This window comes from Vibrio jasicida CAIM 1864 = LMG 25398, assembly GCF_000400365.1.
Taxonomy (GTDB): domain Bacteria; phylum Pseudomonadota; class Gammaproteobacteria; order Enterobacterales; family Vibrionaceae; genus Vibrio; species Vibrio jasicida.
The window spans coordinates 28,197-43,365 of record NZ_BAOG01000084.1 but is presented as its reverse complement, the minus strand read 5'-3'; the positions used below and the strand labels follow the sequence as shown (position 1 = coordinate 43,365).

Annotated in this window: 15 protein-coding genes; 2 read left to right on the top strand and 13 right to left on the bottom strand. The window is 46.1% G+C overall.

Annotated features, from left to right (window positions below; translation table 11 throughout):
• Positions 1 to 82 precede the first annotated feature (82 nt).
• On the top strand, positions 83 to 2,881 hold the full coding sequence (barA, locus tag VJL_RS20885; RefSeq protein WP_038881200.1) for a two-component sensor histidine kinase BarA: 2,799 nt from the start codon (positions 83 to 85) through the stop codon (positions 2,879 to 2,881).
• 89 nt (positions 2,882 to 2,970) lie between these two features.
• Here the strand turns inward: barA and acpS are convergent, their stop codons facing one another.
• From acpS to rpoE, 11 genes are all read right to left on the bottom strand, one after another.
• A complete protein-coding gene (acpS, locus tag VJL_RS20880) occupies positions 2,971 to 3,351 on the bottom strand; it encodes a holo-ACP synthase (protein ID WP_038881196.1) in 381 nt (126 codons plus the stop codon).
• A gap of 12 nt (positions 3,352 to 3,363) precedes the next feature.
• A complete protein-coding gene (gene pdxJ, locus VJL_RS20875) occupies positions 3,364 to 4,095 on the bottom strand; it encodes a pyridoxine 5'-phosphate synthase (RefSeq protein ID WP_038881194.1) in 732 nt (243 codons plus the stop codon).
• Entirely contained in the window at positions 4,092 to 4,823 is a 732-nt protein-coding gene (recO, locus tag VJL_RS20870; protein ID WP_038870293.1) for a DNA repair protein RecO, read from the bottom strand. Before recO ends, pdxJ begins: the two co-directional genes overlap by 4 nt.
• A 129-nt stretch (positions 4,824 to 4,952) precedes the next feature.
• Positions 4,953 to 5,915: a GTPase Era gene (gene era / locus VJL_RS20865; RefSeq protein ID WP_038881191.1), complete on the bottom strand. Its 963-nt coding sequence runs from the start codon at positions 5,913 to 5,915 to the stop codon at positions 4,953 to 4,955.
• Complete coding sequence (gene rnc / locus VJL_RS20860; protein WP_005436448.1) at positions 5,908 to 6,585, bottom strand: ribonuclease III; 678 nt, start codon at positions 6,583 to 6,585, stop codon at positions 5,908 to 5,910. The genes era and rnc overlap by 8 nt, the downstream gene beginning before the upstream one ends.
• Before the next feature lie 20 nt (positions 6,586 to 6,605).
• On the bottom strand, positions 6,606 to 7,505 hold the full coding sequence (gene lepB, locus VJL_RS20855) for a signal peptidase I (RefSeq protein ID WP_038881188.1): 900 nt from the start codon (positions 7,503 to 7,505) through the stop codon (positions 6,606 to 6,608).
• Positions 7,506 to 7,609: 104 nt separating this feature from the next.
• Positions 7,610 to 9,403, bottom strand: coding sequence for a translation elongation factor 4 (gene lepA / locus VJL_RS20850; RefSeq protein WP_038870300.1), 1,794 nt, complete (start codon positions 9,401 to 9,403; stop codon positions 7,610 to 7,612).
• Between the two features lie 149 nt (positions 9,404 to 9,552).
• Positions 9,553 to 10,023: a SoxR reducing system RseC family protein gene (locus tag VJL_RS20845; protein WP_038870305.1), complete on the bottom strand. Its 471-nt coding sequence runs from the start codon at positions 10,021 to 10,023 to the stop codon at positions 9,553 to 9,555.
• Positions 10,020 to 10,985 carry a sigma-E factor regulatory protein RseB gene (gene rseB / locus VJL_RS20840; protein ID WP_038881186.1) on the bottom strand — a complete coding sequence of 322 codons (966 nt, stop codon included), beginning with the start codon at positions 10,983 to 10,985 and terminating at the stop codon, positions 10,020 to 10,022. The genes VJL_RS20845 and rseB overlap by 4 nt, the downstream gene beginning before the upstream one ends.
• Entirely contained in the window at positions 10,982 to 11,608 is a 627-nt protein-coding gene (locus tag VJL_RS20835; RefSeq protein ID WP_038870308.1) for a sigma-E factor negative regulatory protein, read from the bottom strand. Before VJL_RS20835 ends, rseB begins: the two co-directional genes overlap by 4 nt.
• 26 nt (positions 11,609 to 11,634) lie before the next feature.
• Positions 11,635 to 12,213, bottom strand: coding sequence for an RNA polymerase sigma factor RpoE (gene rpoE / locus VJL_RS20830; protein WP_005436461.1), 579 nt, complete (start codon positions 12,211 to 12,213; stop codon positions 11,635 to 11,637).
• Positions 12,214 to 12,768: 555 nt separating this feature from the next.
• Here rpoE and nadB point away from each other — a divergent pair.
• Positions 12,769 to 14,376, top strand: coding sequence for an L-aspartate oxidase (nadB, locus tag VJL_RS20825; RefSeq protein ID WP_038881183.1), 1,608 nt, complete (start codon positions 12,769 to 12,771; stop codon positions 14,374 to 14,376).
• A gap of 35 nt (positions 14,377 to 14,411) precedes the next feature.
• Here the strand turns inward: nadB and VJL_RS30365 are convergent, their stop codons facing one another.
• Together VJL_RS30365 and VJL_RS20815 are read right to left on the bottom strand one after the other, a co-directional pair.
• Positions 14,412 to 14,645 (bottom strand): hypothetical protein, encoded by a 234-nt coding sequence (locus VJL_RS30365; protein WP_038881180.1) that lies wholly within the window; start codon positions 14,643 to 14,645, stop codon positions 14,412 to 14,414.
• Between the two features lie 154 nt (positions 14,646 to 14,799).
• Positions 14,800 to 15,060 (bottom strand): FAD assembly factor SdhE, encoded by a 261-nt coding sequence (locus VJL_RS20815; RefSeq protein ID WP_038870312.1) that lies wholly within the window; start codon positions 15,058 to 15,060, stop codon positions 14,800 to 14,802.
• Between the last annotated feature and the right edge of the window lie 109 nt (positions 15,061 to 15,169).

Below are 15,169 nucleotides of genomic sequence, written 5' to 3'. Positions count from 1 at the left end.
CTTCTTTGCTCAAGGCTTTATCGTGCGCTTGAGAAATAATGCGTTATTTTCCCATATCCAGACTCCGATGTAATTAGATAACATGACCAGATATGGCTTAAGAGCACGTGTAATTACACTAACTCTCGCTCCCACTCTCATTATTGGTTTATTACTGAGCGGCTTTTTCTCATTTAACCGCTACCAAGACCTCGAGAAACAAGTTATCACCACAGGCAATAGCATTATCGAACCGCTTGCGATTGCCAGTGAAACTCACCTACTTTCCGAAAGTCGCGAAGCCGTTCGTCGCCTTATCAGTTATGCCCACCGCAAAAACTCGAAACTGGTTCGTAGTATCGCGGTGTTCGATGAAAATCATGAGCTTTTCGTCACTTCTAACTTCCATCCCAATTTTGAAGCTCTGATGTTCCCGAAGGATAAGCCTATCCCTCAATTAGGCAATTCAGAAATCTTCGATAACTCGCTAATTCTGCGCGTGCCGATTCTATCTGAAGGTCACTATCTTTCGGAGCTCTCAAATGAGAATCAGGGTACAAAAGCCATCGGCTACATCGCAGTGGAAATGGATCTTTCGTCACTTCGATTACAGCAATACCAAGAAGTGTTCTCTGCGTTCTTGGTGTTGATCCTCGGTCTTGGTCTCGCGAGTGTGTTCGCTTCTCGCCTCATGCATGACGTTACCCAGCCGATCACCCACATGAAGAACGTTGTGGACCGAATTCGTCGTGGCCACCTTGACGTGCGTATCGAAGGCAAAATGCACGGTGAGTTGGACCAACTGAAAAACGGCATCAACGCCATGGCGGTCTCGTTGTCGGAATACCACGTTGAGATGCAGCACAGTATAGACCAAGCGACATCGGACTTGCGTGAAACCCTCGAACAGCTAGAAATTCAGAACGTAGAGTTAGACATCGCGAAGAAACGTGCGCAAGAAGCGGCGCGAGTGAAATCTGAATTCTTAGCCAATATGTCACACGAGCTTCGTACGCCACTGAACGGTGTGATTGGCTTTACGCGTCAGATGCTTAAAACTCAGTTGTCGAACAGCCAAACGGATTACTTGCAAACCATTGAGAAGTCGGCAAACAACCTACTCAACATCATCAACGACATCCTCGACTTCTCGAAACTGGAAGCGGGTAAGCTAGCCCTAGAAAACATTCCATTTGAATTCAGAGAAAGCTTGGAAGAAGTTATTAACTTACAAGCGACCAGCGCACATGAGAAAGGATTGGAGATCACCCTAAAAGTGGATCCGAAGATTCCGCCAGGCTTGGTCGGTGACCCACTGCGTATCCAGCAAATCCTTACTAACTTGGTCGGTAACTCGATCAAATTTACCGAGCGCGGCAACATCGACATCAGTGTTGAAATGCGTTCCCAATCCAGTGATTCCATTGAACTGCAATTTATGGTTCGCGATACGGGCATTGGTATTTCGGAGCGCCAACAAGCACAATTGTTCCAAGCCTTTAGCCAAGCAGATGCAAGTATTTCACGCCGATACGGCGGTACTGGTTTAGGTCTGGTTATCACCCAAAAACTGGTTAGCCAAATGGGCGGCGAAATCAGCTTAACCAGCCGTCTCCACCAAGGTTCTACCTTCTGGTTTACGCTGCGCCTACATTCAACAGAAATGCCAATGAGCGATCTAATTGAAGTAGAACTGCTATCTGGTAAGCAGCTGCTGCTGGTTGAACCAAACATGCAAGCAGCATCAGTGACTCAACAAGTCTTGAGTCAAGAAGGCATTCTAGTGACCTACCGTTCATCGCTACCAGAGAACGATGAACACTACGACTACGTATTGTTGAACTTGGGCGCAAACCAAACTTACGACGACCAATCCGTCTCAGCGTGGATTGAACAGGCGAAGCGTATGGCTCCAAGTGTCATCATGGGTACGCCAAGTACGGAGCTAGCATTAGCAGACCAAGTGATGAACGATCATCAGATCCAATGTCTGACCAAGCCATTATCGCGTCGTAAACTGCTACAGAGCCTGATCACTGACCATATCGAAATGCCTCAGGTTGCCCTGCCTCCGGTTGAACCTGTAGAGAGCGAAAGACTGCCATTAACTGTGCTTGCGGTTGATGATAACCCTGCCAACTTGAAGCTGATCTCCGCGCTATTGAGAGAGCGTGTCGAAACAGTAACGGCATGCAGCAACGGTCAACAAGCAGTGAACCTCGCAACAGAGAAGAAATACGATCTGATCTTCATGGACATTCAAATGCCATTGATGGACGGCGTAACCGCTTGTCAGTACATTAAAGAGCTAGAGCTGAACAAAGACACTCCTGTAATTGCGGTGACCGCACACGCAATGGCTGGTGAGCGTGACCGGCTGCTGGCAGCGGGCATGGATGATTACCTAACCAAGCCAATTGAGGAACATGTGTTGCAACAGGTTTTGGTTCATTGGAACCCAAATACTTGTACTGACAGTGTCGATAAGATCGCACCATCTTACGTGGAGCCTGCAGTGGAAGCTGCACCACCAGCGCCGGAAAAACCGCAGCAAGATATGATCATCGACTGGCAAGCGGCCTTAAAACAAAGTGCAAACAAAGAAGACCTAGCTAAGGACATGCTGCGCATGTTGATCGACTTTATTCCAGAAGTGGAAGAAGTGGTCGATCAAGCCATAGAGCAAGAAGACTTTTCGTGTGATGACCTTATCCATGTGGTGCATAAACTTCACGGCAGTAGCTCTTACTGTGGCGTACCGAGATTGAAGTCACTGTGTGCAACCTTGGAACAGGCGCTGCGTTCAGGAGCGAGTATTGAAGACATCGAACCGGAAATGTTCGAACTGCAAGATGAAATGATTAAAGTCACCACGACGGCGAAGTTTTATCTTGAACAGTAGAGAATGATTTGGGAAATCAACATAATAAAAAAGCCAGAGCATCGACTCTGGCTTTTTCGTATTCGGTTATTAATCCGTAATCAGACAAATTAGGATTCAAAAATCACCGTCGCGACCGCGTAATGACGCTCATCAGAAATCGATAGATGAACATGATTCACCCCCATCGACTCGGCGATTTGCTTTGCCACGCCAGAAAGCGTCAACATCGGTTTACCGAACTCATCATTCGAAACGGTAAAGTCATGGAAGGTCACGCCTTTCGCAATGCCCGTGCCTAGCGCTTTTGATGCTGCTTCTTTTACCGCGAAGCGCTTTGCTAGATAACGACCTTTTTGTTTCAGTTCGTCAAATTTTGCCATTTCTTGAACCGAGAGAATGCGCTTTGCAAATGGCTCACCACTACGTTCTAGCGCTTTCTCTATTCGCCCAATCTCGGCGATATCGGTTCCTAATCCTAAAATTGCCATGATTGAAACGGATTACTTACGTGCAGCGACCATCAGGGCTTTCATTTCTGCCACTGATTTTTCTAGGCCATCAAATACCGCACGACCAATGATCGAGTGACCAATATTCAGTTCGTAAATTTCAGGCAATGCAGCGATTGGCGCAACGTTGTGGTAAGTCAGACCGTGACCAGCATTAACGATGATACCCAGGTCATCAGCGTAGCTTGCACCTGCAGCAATCTTCTTAAGCTCGTCTTGTTGGTCTTCCTCAGTCTCCGCATCCGCATAGTGACCAGTGTGAAGTTCGATATACGGTGCACCACATGCTTTTGCCGCATCGATCTGTTGACGGTCTGCATCAATAAATAGAGAGACTTTGATGCCCGCTTCCGTCAGTTTTTGCGTTGCAGCTTTCACTTTCTCAAGCTGACCTACAACGTCAAGACCACCTTCTGTTGTCAACTCTTCACGTTTTTCAGGAACCAGACACACGAATTCAGGCTTAGTCTGTAGTGCAATCTCAACCATCTCGTCTGTTACTGCCATTTCAAGGTTCATACGAGTTTGAATGGTCTCACGTAGAATGCGCACGTCACGATCTAGAATGTGGCGACGGTCTTCACGCAGGTGAATAGTAATACCGTCTGCGCCAGCACGCTCTGCGATCTCAGCAGCATGAACTGGATCTGGGTATTTAGTACCACGCGCATTACGTAGAGTGGCAATATGGTCGATATTAACGCCTAAATAGATTGAGCTCATTTTCCATTACTCCGTGCTCTGTATGTCTGAATGAATAATTCACGACTTTTTAAAGGTTTGCCGCCAAGATACGGCTTTAAGGCCATACGTGTAAAGCGTTTCGCCGCTTTTAATTGCTCTTTAGTGACGAATCGCCGTTCACTAATCGCAATCAATTCATTCCCCAAAAAAGTGAGGTTATCTCGCCTTACTGATGCGATGAATCCTTTTTGTTCGCGATAGCGGTAAGTCATGTCAGGATCAACGGGTTCACCAGTACCAGCACAATGCAAAAAATCGACGCCATACCCCATAGAAGACAGCAGGGCCAATTCAAAACGACGCAAGCCCGGTTCAGGGTTATCACTCTGAGCTAGTTCCGTTAGTGCATGCAGATAATCATGAAACAGCGCAGGCATCGGCACTTCTGCCATCAACACCCTTCCAATCAATTCATTTACGTACATGGCGGAGTAAAGGTTTATTCCTGTCAAAGGCAAACCTAAGCTGATGGGCTCTGCTTGACGTAACGTCTTCATCGAGCCTTTCCCTGACCATTTCAGCAATAAAGGGGTAAAGGGCTGCAATGCGCCTTTAAGATTGGAGCGTTTCCCGCGGGCACCTTTTGCCATCAATGTAATTCGACCATACTCCTCGCTGAATACATCAAGGATTAAGCTCGATTCACTGTAAGGGCGTCGATGCAATACAAAGCAGCGTTGAAAGCCTTCTGAAGACTGGTTGCTCATCTCGTCAGTGTGCCTAAGAAGTGTGAATAAAAAATAAGGAGCCAATTGGCTCCTTATTCTAATCGATATTTAATTTTTATCGATGTTGGAACGAAGTGTCTTCGTTACCAAACTTACAAGCAACCAAACTTATAGGTCGTCGATGTAACCAAGTGAACGCAATGCACGTTCGTCGTCTGCCCAACCAGATTTCACTTTTACCCAAGTCTCTAGGTAAACCTTACGGCCGAACAACTCTTCCATATCTAAGCGCGCTTCACGACCAATGGTCTTGATCTTCTCACCGCCTTTACCAATGACCATTTTCTTTTGACCGTTACGTTCAACAAGAATTAAGGCATTGATGTGGAAGCCATCATTTTCTGGGTTGTAGTCAAAACGTTCAATTTCAACCGTTACCGAGTAAGGCAATTCTTCACCAGTAAAACGCATCAGCTTTTCACGCACGATTTCAGACGCCATGAAACGCTGAGAACGGTCTGTTACGTATTCTTCAGGGAAGTGATGTGTTGCTTCTGGCAAGTGATCGCGAACGTGCTTACGTAGTACGTCGATGTTCTTGCCTTGTTTCGCAGAGATTGGCACAACGTCAACAAAGTCCATTTTCTTAGACATGTCGGCCATGTGCATCATCACTTCGTTACGATCTTGGACATTGTCTACCTTGTTCACACAAAGTACTACAGGGAAGTTCGACTTTTGAAGCTTAGTCAGCACCATCTCGTCGTCTTTGGTCCAGTGCGTACCATCAACCAAGAAGAATACTAGGTTTACATCACTGAGCGATGAGTTCGCCGCACGGTTCATCAAACGGTTGATCGCACGCTTCTCTTCAATGTGAAGTCCTGGTGTATCTACGTAGATCGCTTGGTAATCGCCGTCAGTGTCCACACCCATGATGCGGTGACGAGTCGTTTGCGGTTTACGAGATGTAATCGAAATCTTCTGACCAAGAATTTTGTTTAGAAGCGTCGATTTACCAACGTTTGGGCGACCAACAATCGCAATAAAGCCACAGTGCTGGTTTTCTGGTGAACTTACTTCACCGTTTGATGCAAAAAATGCATCGATATCGAATTCGTTATCAGCCATTTGTTAATTGCTCAAGTGCTGTTTCAGCAGCCGCTTGTTCTGCCTTGCGGCGGCTGGTGCCTTTACCAATGACAGGCTTATCCACACCTGCTACGTCACACTCAACCGTGAACTCTTGGTTGTGCGCTTCACCTTTAATATTAGTCACTGTGTAGACAGGCAGTGGTTTTCTTCTGCCTTGCAGGAACTCTTGTAGGCGAGTTTTTGGATCTTTTTGTGATACGCCAGGCTTGATGGCTTCAAGACGCGAGTTGTACCAACTCAGTACAATACCGCGCACGGCTTCAATATCACTATCAAGGTAAATCGCACCAATAATGGCTTCTACCGCATCGGCTAGAATAGAGTCTCGGCGGAATCCACCACTCTTCAATTCACCTGGACCTAATTTTAAATAATCTCCTAGATCGAACTCACGACCCAGTTCCGCCAATGTGTGCCCACGTACCAAAGTAGCGCGCATACGGCTCATGTCACCTTCGTTCACTTTCGGGAAACGATGGTACAGATCATCAGCGATGACAAAACTTAAAATTGAATCGCCCAGAAACTCAAGACGTTCATTATGCTTACTGTTGGCGCTGCGGTGAGTCAGCGCCAAGTTGATAAGCCCAGCATCCTTAAATTGGTAGCCGAGCTTTCTCTCTAGTTTATCAATTGGAGAATTCATACTCTCTCGATATGTAATGGTTAGTGAATACCACCGACGCGGTTAAAACGCACACCAGTTGGAATCCATGAAGGTAGAACGCTGTCTGCGCCACGATCAAACTCGAAGCTAATCCAAATCGCGACAGCTTTACCGACTAAGTTTGCTTCTGGAACAAAGCCCCAGTAACGGCTATCAGCACTGTTATCACGGTTATCACCCATAACAAAGTACTGACCTTGCGGTACAACCCATTCGTTAACTCCTGGACGTGGCTGGTAGTTCTGCACACGGTCACGAGCTAATGGGTTAACCAAGATTTGGTGTTCCACTTCACCCAGTTTTTCATTCATCTGAATCAGAGGAATACCGTTTTGGATGAACGGACTTTCTTCAACATTGCTCAATTTAACTGGCTTACAAACCGAATCACCTTGCGATTGAATACACACTTGCTTGTCACTTGAGTAACGAACCGTATCGCCAGGTAAGCCAACAACACGTTTAATGTAGTCAATATTTGGTTGAGGTGGGTATTTGAATACCACAATATCACCACGCTCTGGTTTGCCAGTTTCCACTAGCTGATGACGCCAAACAGGATCTTTCAATCCGTAAGCGTATTTCTCCACCAGAATAAAGTCGCCCACTAGTAGGGTGGGCATCATTGAGCCTGAAGGAATTTGGAACGGTTCATAGATAAAAGAACGCAATACAAGAACGAATGCAATTACAGGGAAAATAGACACGCTATTCTCAATCCACCATGGCTGACGTTCTACTTTCTGTAGTGTTACCGCGTCTAGGCCATTAGCTGTCTGTGCTTGAATCTCTTCTACTTTCGCTTGACGTTTTTTCGCAAACACCAGCTTTTCCAGTAGCCAAACTACGCCAGTTACCAAAGTCACGATAACTAGAATCAGTGAGAATGTATTCGCCATTAAATTCCCTTATCTAAAAATACGAAAGTGAAAGAGCCGAAACCCTTTCACTTATTTTACTATCTAACGTCTTATGACAGACAAGAGTAAGAGATAGTTCAACTCTAGTCTTTACCAACGTGAAGAATCGCTAGGAACGCTTCTTGAGGCAGCTCTACGTTACCGATCTGCTTCATACGTTTCTTACCTTCTTTCTGTTTCTTCAGAAGTTTCTTCTTACGGCTCACGTCACCACCGTAACATTTCGCGATTACGTTCTTACGTAGCTGTTTCACAGTAGAACGAGCAATGATGTGGTTACCGATTGCCGCTTGGATCGCGATATCAAACATCTGACGAGGAATGAATTCTTTCATCTTCTCAACTAACAAACGACCGCGGCTTTGCGCTTGATCTTTGTGCGTGATGATAGCTAAAGCATCCACTTTATCGCCGTTCAACAGAACGTCTACACGAACCATGTTTGATTCTTCAAAACGCTGGAAGTTGTAATCCAATGATGCATAACCACGAGATGTTGACTTCAAGCGGTCAAAGAAATCGAGTACAACTTCTGCCATAGGGATATCGTACGTCACAGCAACTTGGTTACCGTGGTAAACCATATCAACCTGCATACCACGCTTCTCAACACAAAGTGTGATTACGTTACCTAGGTAATCCGATGGCACAAGAATATTACAACGCGCAATAGGCTCACGGATAAATTCGATGTCGTTTACAGCTGGTAGCTTTGCAGGGCTATCCACATACAGGATTTCACCACTTGTTTGCTCAACTTCATAAACTACCGTTGGTGCGGTTGTAATAAGGTCAAGGTCGTATTCACGCTCAAGACGTTCTTGGATAATTTCCATGTGCAGCATACCAAGGAAGCCACAACGGAAACCAAAACCAAGTGCTGCCGAGCTTTCTGGCTCGTAGAACAACGACGCATCATTCAGACTCAGTTTACCAAGTGCGTCACGGAAGTTTTCGTAGTCATCAGATGATACTGGGAATAGACCCGCGTATACCTGAGGCTTCACTTTTTTGAAGCCAGGAAGTGCTTTCTCACAACCATTTTTTGCGGTTGTCAGTGTATCACCCACTGGAGCACCAAGGATGTCTTTGATACCACAAACAACCCAGCCTACTTCGCCAGTATTTAACTCTGTCGTATCAACTTGTTTTGGTGTGAAGATACCTAGACGGTCAACACCCCAAACTTGGCCTGTGCTCATTACTTTGATTTTGTCGTTTTTCTTCAGCGAGCCGTTTTTAATACGAACCAAAGAAACAACGCCAAGATAATTATCGAACCATGAATCGATGATCAATGCTTGAAGTGGCGCTTCAGGATCACCTTCTGGAGAAGGTATCGCAGAGACAATATTTTCTAGAACGTCATCCACGCCTAGACCTGTCTTTGCACTACAACGCGTCGCTTCCATCGCGTCGATACCAACAATCTCCTCAATCTCTTCAGCTACACGCTCTGGTTCTGCCGCTGGGAGGTCGATTTTGTTTAGGATTGGCACAACTTCCAAATCCATTTCGATCGCGGTGTAACAGTTGGCAAGCGTTTGAGCCTCTACACCTTGACCTGCGTCAACCACCAACAACGCCCCTTCACAAGCGGCCAGAGAACGTGAAACTTCGTACGAAAAGTCTACGTGTCCAGGAGTGTCGATAAAGTTAAGTTGGTATGTCTCGCCATCTTTTGCGGTGTAATCAAGAGTCACACTCTGCGCTTTGATAGTGATGCCACGCTCACGTTCAAGATCCATAGAATCCAGAACCTGTGCGGCCATTTCACGATCGCTTAATCCTCCACAAACTTGGATTAGACGGTCTGATAGGGTCGACTTACCATGGTCGATGTGGGCGATAATCGAAAAGTTACGAATGTGCTTCATAGATTTAGGGTGACTAACTCTTTACAAATAAGGACAGTAAGAAAGCCATCAGCTGACGGCATTTCAATCAAGTTGGCAGATTCTACCCAATTTCGTTAACGGGCGCACCTTATTTAAAGTATATACCTTAGTAACCTCGAGGTACGTACTTACTGGATAGGCTCACCGAGAACTCGAATGAGAGTGACTTGGCGTTTTGATTCATCTTCTAAAGGCCGTGACACACGTTTAGCGAGCCACATACCACCAGCAGCAAACAAAACCGAAGCTAAGATGGTAATGCCCTCGCCGCCTGCGGTTAAAGGCTCAAGAAGGAAGTTGCCAATCACGGCACCAAAAATCAGACCAAACAGAGGAAGAAGGTAAACCGCCATTGCGGATTTGATCAGGCTCGACTCAGGAAAGCCGATTTCTACCACCTGACCAACTTTGACAGATGTTTTTGTACGCAGATGCCATGCTAATGTTTTGTTACCAATTGCTTTAGTAACCACGCCAGTGCCACAGCTTTTTTGCGAAGAACAGCTGCTGCAACTGGTCTGTTGCTCGCAGCTTAAATCGATATCGTATTGCTGACCGTGACGATGAACACCCGTCACGGTTGCTAATGCGGTCATCATTGCGCTTTACTCTTTGCTGCATCAAACGTAACAGATTGTGCAATACGCTGAGCAGTTGCCGGTGGAATATCACCCACAACAGAGATTTCATGATTACCACTTACAAAGCTATGCAAAGTACGGCGGCCTTGACGAACCAGCTGACCTTTCAGCGAATGCTCATCTTTGCTGGCGACATAAACAGAGAAACTGAATAAACCATCCGAGTAAAGTTGGCTTTCAACCATTTGGTCGGTCACTGCCATTCGGTAGCGATTTAGCTCATTTGGGTGGAAACCTTCAGGAATCCAACCTACGTTCCAGTCACTCGTACCGATATCACCTTTAGGCATCGTCAATACTGCTGGCAACTGCACATCCGCCAAACCACTCATCAACTCGCCAATTTTTGGATTCACCGAGTATGAGATCGTACGGTATTGCTCTAGCATTTCTCCATCACGGTCAACCAGATCAGCACGCAGTGGTAACTTACTTTTCTCATCAATCCAAAGTACGTACGAATAACGCAAGCCGTCTTTAGGCACAACACGTAGTACTTGAGTCGGAACGCCAGCTTCACGAGCACGACCGACTTTGACGTAATCGTAATAGAGGTTCAATTCATCGATATTGGTGTTCAGCATCGGCATGATTGGTGCGACCATCTTGCCAGATTCAATCGTAAACGGCTCTGCGCCGGTTTCGATGTAGCTCACTTCAGTACCACGACGAATTACTTCACGAACTGGACCACTCAAATACACAAGATGTGCGTACTGATCTTTATCGTGAGTCGCATGACGGTACAGCAAAGGTTCAATGCTGTTCTTTTTGATGAGGATATAAGAGAGTTCGTAGCTTAAATTTTTGCTCGCCTCGCTCATTTGATGCAATAAAGCCTCCGCTGGTTTATCACCAGCAAAGGCTTGAGTAGACATCAGACTGAACAGAGCGCAAGCGCTGATCAGAAATTTTTTCATTCAATATCCGGAGTCAGATTTGCATCTTGCTGAGACGCATCACTGTTAATTCTTAACTGCAATTCGTAGTCACGAAGCATAGCATGAACACGTTTACGTTGCTCTTGCATATTTGCTTCGCCAACCGAGCGCTCAACGGACTCACGAGTCAAACTTACTGGTTCTGCACTGCCAGCAAATGGCACTGTTTGAAGCACAGGAAGTTGATCGGCTTGTGGCGACATTGGGTCGCTACCACCGTATTGTTGCACACCTAAAATCACGGCAAGTGACACACACGCAGCAACGGCAACCTGACCAAACTGAGTTAGCCATGCAGGCAACTGGCGCTTGGCTTTTTGTGGCTCTGGTTGCGACTCTTTTGGCGCGTCATTAATTGAAATAACGTTAGCACTGCGTGAATCGATAGCACGATGCACAGGCTCGTCTTCTAACGCTAACGCCACGCTTTCAGCAATATTCCACTCAGGTTTTGCTGGCGCTTCGCCTCGCATCACATCACCAATAAGATGATAGTTCTGCCAAGCGTCACGGCTTTCTTGGTCTTGCTCTAATTCTTGAATTAAAGCCTTATCGACCAATTCTCCATCCATGAGAGCTGAAAGTTTTTCTTTGTCAGCCATTGTTTTCACCATAGTTATCACTTGTACTAGCGCTGTAAAAGAGGTTTGATTTTCTTTTCCACCGCCTCACGAGCACGGAAGATACGTGATCGTACCGTTCCCACCGGGCAATCCATTACTTCAGCAATTTCCTCATAGCTTAAGCCATCAAGCTCACGCAGAGTCATTGCCGTTTTTAAATCTTCAGGTAAGGCTTCGATTGCGCTGAACACTACCCGTTGCAATTCTTTGGACAACGTTAAGTTCTCAGGGTTCGAAATTTCTTTCAATGCATTACCTGTTTCGTAAAATTCAGCATCTTCAGCATCAACGTCCGTCGCAGGCGGTCTACGACCCTGAGCAACGATATGATTCTTCGCAGTATTCACTGCAATGCGATACAGCCAAGTGTAAAACGCACTCTCCCCGCGAAAGCTAGGGATAGCTCGGTAAGCCTTGATAAACGCTTCTTGTGCTACATCTGGAACATCGCCAGGATTACTTACGTATCTGGAAATAAGATTACATACCTTGTTCTGATACTTCGTTACCAGCAGGTTGAATGCTTGCTTATCTCCATTCTGAACTCGCTCAATCAATACTTGATCGGTCAGCTGCTCGTTCATTCGAGCGGATACTCCTATTTGTTATGCCCCTACTCTTCTCAGATATGGGTACTAATTATGCAAAACGTAGTATTGACACCACTGCTTACTTGAGCACTATTGTGACTCCGACGTGAATGAGAAAGTTCCATGGTTTCTCAAATTTTTTGTCATTGTTTTTTCACAGTGTGATGTCACTAGCCAAATCCCTCGCCACGTCTGAATTACGTCTCGTTTTGACAAGCGAGCATAGTGATGGGGAAATGGGTATAATGGATGATCTCTGTCCCAGATTGTGCTGGGTAGAGCCTAGAAAAGCAATGGCATTGACAAACTATTACTTTTTGTTGGCACGGCTAATGGCTATCTGAACAACGCGTTTAAAATAAAACTCAGGAAGCATGCGCATGTCATCGACATGCAAAAATAAGAGTGGCACAAGTCACCAGAGTTGCGGTGATTTAGATACCTCCCAACTTAGCCCTTAGCGACGGATGTCGCGTTAATGGATGCACATGGTGTGCAAAATATACACAAGGTAGCCTTGTTACCTTAGCTTGGGATAGTAAAAGTTATATGAACACGAATCGTGAACATGAATGTGATGTGTTAGTGGTAGGGAGTGGCGCCGCGGGCTTGTCGTTAGCTTTGCGCGTAGCAAACCACTGTAAAGTGATGGTGTTGAGTAAAGGCCCGCGCAGCGAAGGCGCGACGTTTTACGCACAAGGTGGTATCGCTGCGGTCTTCGATGAATCGGACACCATCGAGTCTCACGTTGAAGACACACAAATTGCTGGTGATGGCATTTGCGATGAAGAAACGGTTAAGTTTATCGCTGAGAATTCAAAAGAATGCGTGCAATGGTTGATTGATGGTGGTGTACCGTTTGATCGTGAGGACGATGACTCTGATGAAGAACCTCGTTACCACTTAACTCGCGAAGGTGGTCACAGTCGACGCCGAATTTTGCATGCTGCGGATGCAACAGGTATGGCGATGCAAACCTCACTGCAAGACAACGCCCACAGCCACCCAAACATTCATGTTCTTGAACGTCACAATGCTCTGGATTTAATCACTGAAGATAAAGTCGGCGGCGACAAAAACAAGATCATTGGCGCTTATATTTGGAACCGAAATGAAGAACAGGTAGAAACCGTTCGCGCTAAATTTGTTGTTCTTGCGACTGGTGGCGCTTCCAAAGTTTACCAATATACGTCAAACCCTGACGTTTCCTCTGGTGACGGTATCGCGATTGCTTGGCGCGCAGGCTGCCGTGTCGCAAATATGGAATTCAACCAATTCCACCCTACTTGCCTGTTCCACCCAGAAGCACGTAACTTCCTACTCACAGAAGCCTTGCGTGGTGAAGGTGCCTATCTGCGACGCCCTGATGGCTCACGCTTTATGCCGGATTTTGATGAGCGTAAAGAACTTGCGCCGCGTGATGTCGTCGCACGTGCCATCGACTTTGAAATGAAGCGCCTAGGTGCAGACTGCATGTATTTAGACATCAGCCACAAACCTGCGGAATTCATTACCAAGCACTTCCCAACCATCTACTCTCGTTTGATGGATCTTGGCATCGATATGACCAAAGAGCCGATCCCAATTGTTCCAGCCGCACACTACACGTGTGGTGGCGTGATGGTCGATCAAAACGGTAATACGGACTTGAAGAATCTATATGCCATTGGCGAAGTCAGTTACACCGGTCTACACGGTGCAAACCGCATGGCTTCAAACTCACTACTTGAGTGTGTGGTCTACGCATGGTCAGCCGCCAAAGATATCCTAAAGCACCACACGAAGGTCGAATTAGCACCCCGAGTACCTTGTTGGGATGAAAGCCAAGTCACCAACAGTGATGAAGAGGTTATCATCCAGCATAACTGGCATGAGCTTCGCTTGTTTATGTGGGATTACATGGGCATTGTTCGCACGGACAAACGTTTAGAACGCGCACTACGCCGTATTCAAATGCTTCAGCAAGAAACGCATGAATACTACAGCCACTTCCGTGTTTCAAACAACTTGCTAGAACTGCGTAACCTACTTCAAGTAGCTGAACTGATGGTGCGTTGTGCGATGCAGCGTAAAGAAAGCCGCGGTCTACACTACACCTTGGATTATCCAAACCAACAAGAGAATAGCGGACCGACGATCCTAACACCAAACAAGTAAATCTGACGCCAAGTAAGAAAGAGTCAGACACGATATCAAATGGGAGCTTCGGCTCCCATTTTCCATTGACGCAATATCATATTCAATTGACGATACGACACATCATCACAACTGTCTCGCCAAACGGTCACCTTATCCCCAGATACGAACTTGAACGTCACCTTGAAAACAGAAGCGGAAAGATCGACTCCTGATAACAGTGAAGTTTGAGCGTCATTTCGAACCGTTCCATCACGATGAAAATACCAATTCCCGACAGTTGACGGCATGACGAATCCACCTTGGGTATGGCAACGATAGATCAGTAGTAACAGATAACTAGATAAGACGAGTGGAATATCAGAGAAGATAACCGCCCAAGCTAAACCGAAAAGAATCAAGTAATGCAGCGCTTGGGCGTTTAGAGATTTAGAAACAGTAAGGTTAACGAACCTTGCTGAGGTTGTGTGCGACAATTTTATCAACCATCGAAGCGTGACCAAGGTTTTCGCTGCGACCATGCCCCATGACCCAAGTAAACAAATCTGGATCATCACATTCTAACAACGAAACAAAATCACGTTGCTCTTGCTCACCTAGTGCATCGAAGCACTCTTCAAAAAACGGCATAATCACCACGTCAAGCTCAAGCATGCCACGACGACAAGCCCATTTAATACGCGCCTTTTCTTCCGCAGTGTACATTCAGTATTCCTTCATAGATGTCTTGTTCTTAGTGCGGAGTGTAACAAGGGATGTTCTACGCCACTAGTGTGCGGGTCACAATATGTAGCCAAGTCACTGCAAATCCTGA

What these genes read in the sequence shown, in the direction of transcription:
- pdxJ (WP_038881194.1), bottom strand. Translation starts at nt 4,095, where the DNA reads ATGAGCTCAATCTATTTAGGCGTTAATATCGACCATATTGCCACTCTA.
- recO (WP_038870293.1), bottom strand. Translation starts at nt 4,823, where the DNA reads ATGAGCAACCAGTCTTCAGAAGGCTTTCAACGCTGCTTTGTATTGCAT.
- rseB (WP_038881186.1), bottom strand. Translation starts at nt 10,985, where the DNA reads ATGAAAAAATTTCTGATCAGCGCTTGCGCTCTGTTCAGTCTGATGTCT.
- barA (WP_038881200.1), top strand. Translation starts at nt 83, where the DNA reads ATGACCAGATATGGCTTAAGAGCACGTGTAATTACACTAACTCTCGCT.
- VJL_RS20815 (WP_038870312.1), bottom strand. Translation starts at nt 15,060, where the DNA reads ATGTACACTGCGGAAGAAAAGGCGCGTATTAAATGGGCTTGTCGTCGT.
- rnc (WP_005436448.1), bottom strand. Translation starts at nt 6,585, where the DNA reads ATGAATTCTCCAATTGATAAACTAGAGAGAAAGCTCGGCTACCAATTT.
- VJL_RS20845 (WP_038870305.1), bottom strand. Translation starts at nt 10,023, where the DNA reads ATGATGACCGCATTAGCAACCGTGACGGGTGTTCATCGTCACGGTCAG.
- lepB (WP_038881188.1), bottom strand. Translation starts at nt 7,505, where the DNA reads ATGGCGAATACATTCTCACTGATTCTAGTTATCGTGACTTTGGTAACT.
- nadB (WP_038881183.1), top strand. Translation starts at nt 12,769, where the DNA reads ATGAACACGAATCGTGAACATGAATGTGATGTGTTAGTGGTAGGGAGT.
- VJL_RS30365 (WP_038881180.1), bottom strand. Translation starts at nt 14,645, where the DNA reads ATGCCGTCAACTGTCGGGAATTGGTATTTTCATCGTGATGGAACGGTT.
- acpS (WP_038881196.1), bottom strand. Translation starts at nt 3,351, where the DNA reads ATGGCAATTTTAGGATTAGGAACCGATATCGCCGAGATTGGGCGAATA.
- lepA (WP_038870300.1), bottom strand. Translation starts at nt 9,403, where the DNA reads ATGAAGCACATTCGTAACTTTTCGATTATCGCCCACATCGACCATGGT.
- rpoE (WP_005436461.1), bottom strand. Translation starts at nt 12,213, where the DNA reads ATGAACGAGCAGCTGACCGATCAAGTATTGATTGAGCGAGTTCAGAAT.
- era (WP_038881191.1), bottom strand. Translation starts at nt 5,915, where the DNA reads ATGGCTGATAACGAATTCGATATCGATGCATTTTTTGCATCAAACGGT.
- VJL_RS20835 (WP_038870308.1), bottom strand. Translation starts at nt 11,608, where the DNA reads ATGGCTGACAAAGAAAAACTTTCAGCTCTCATGGATGGAGAATTGGTC.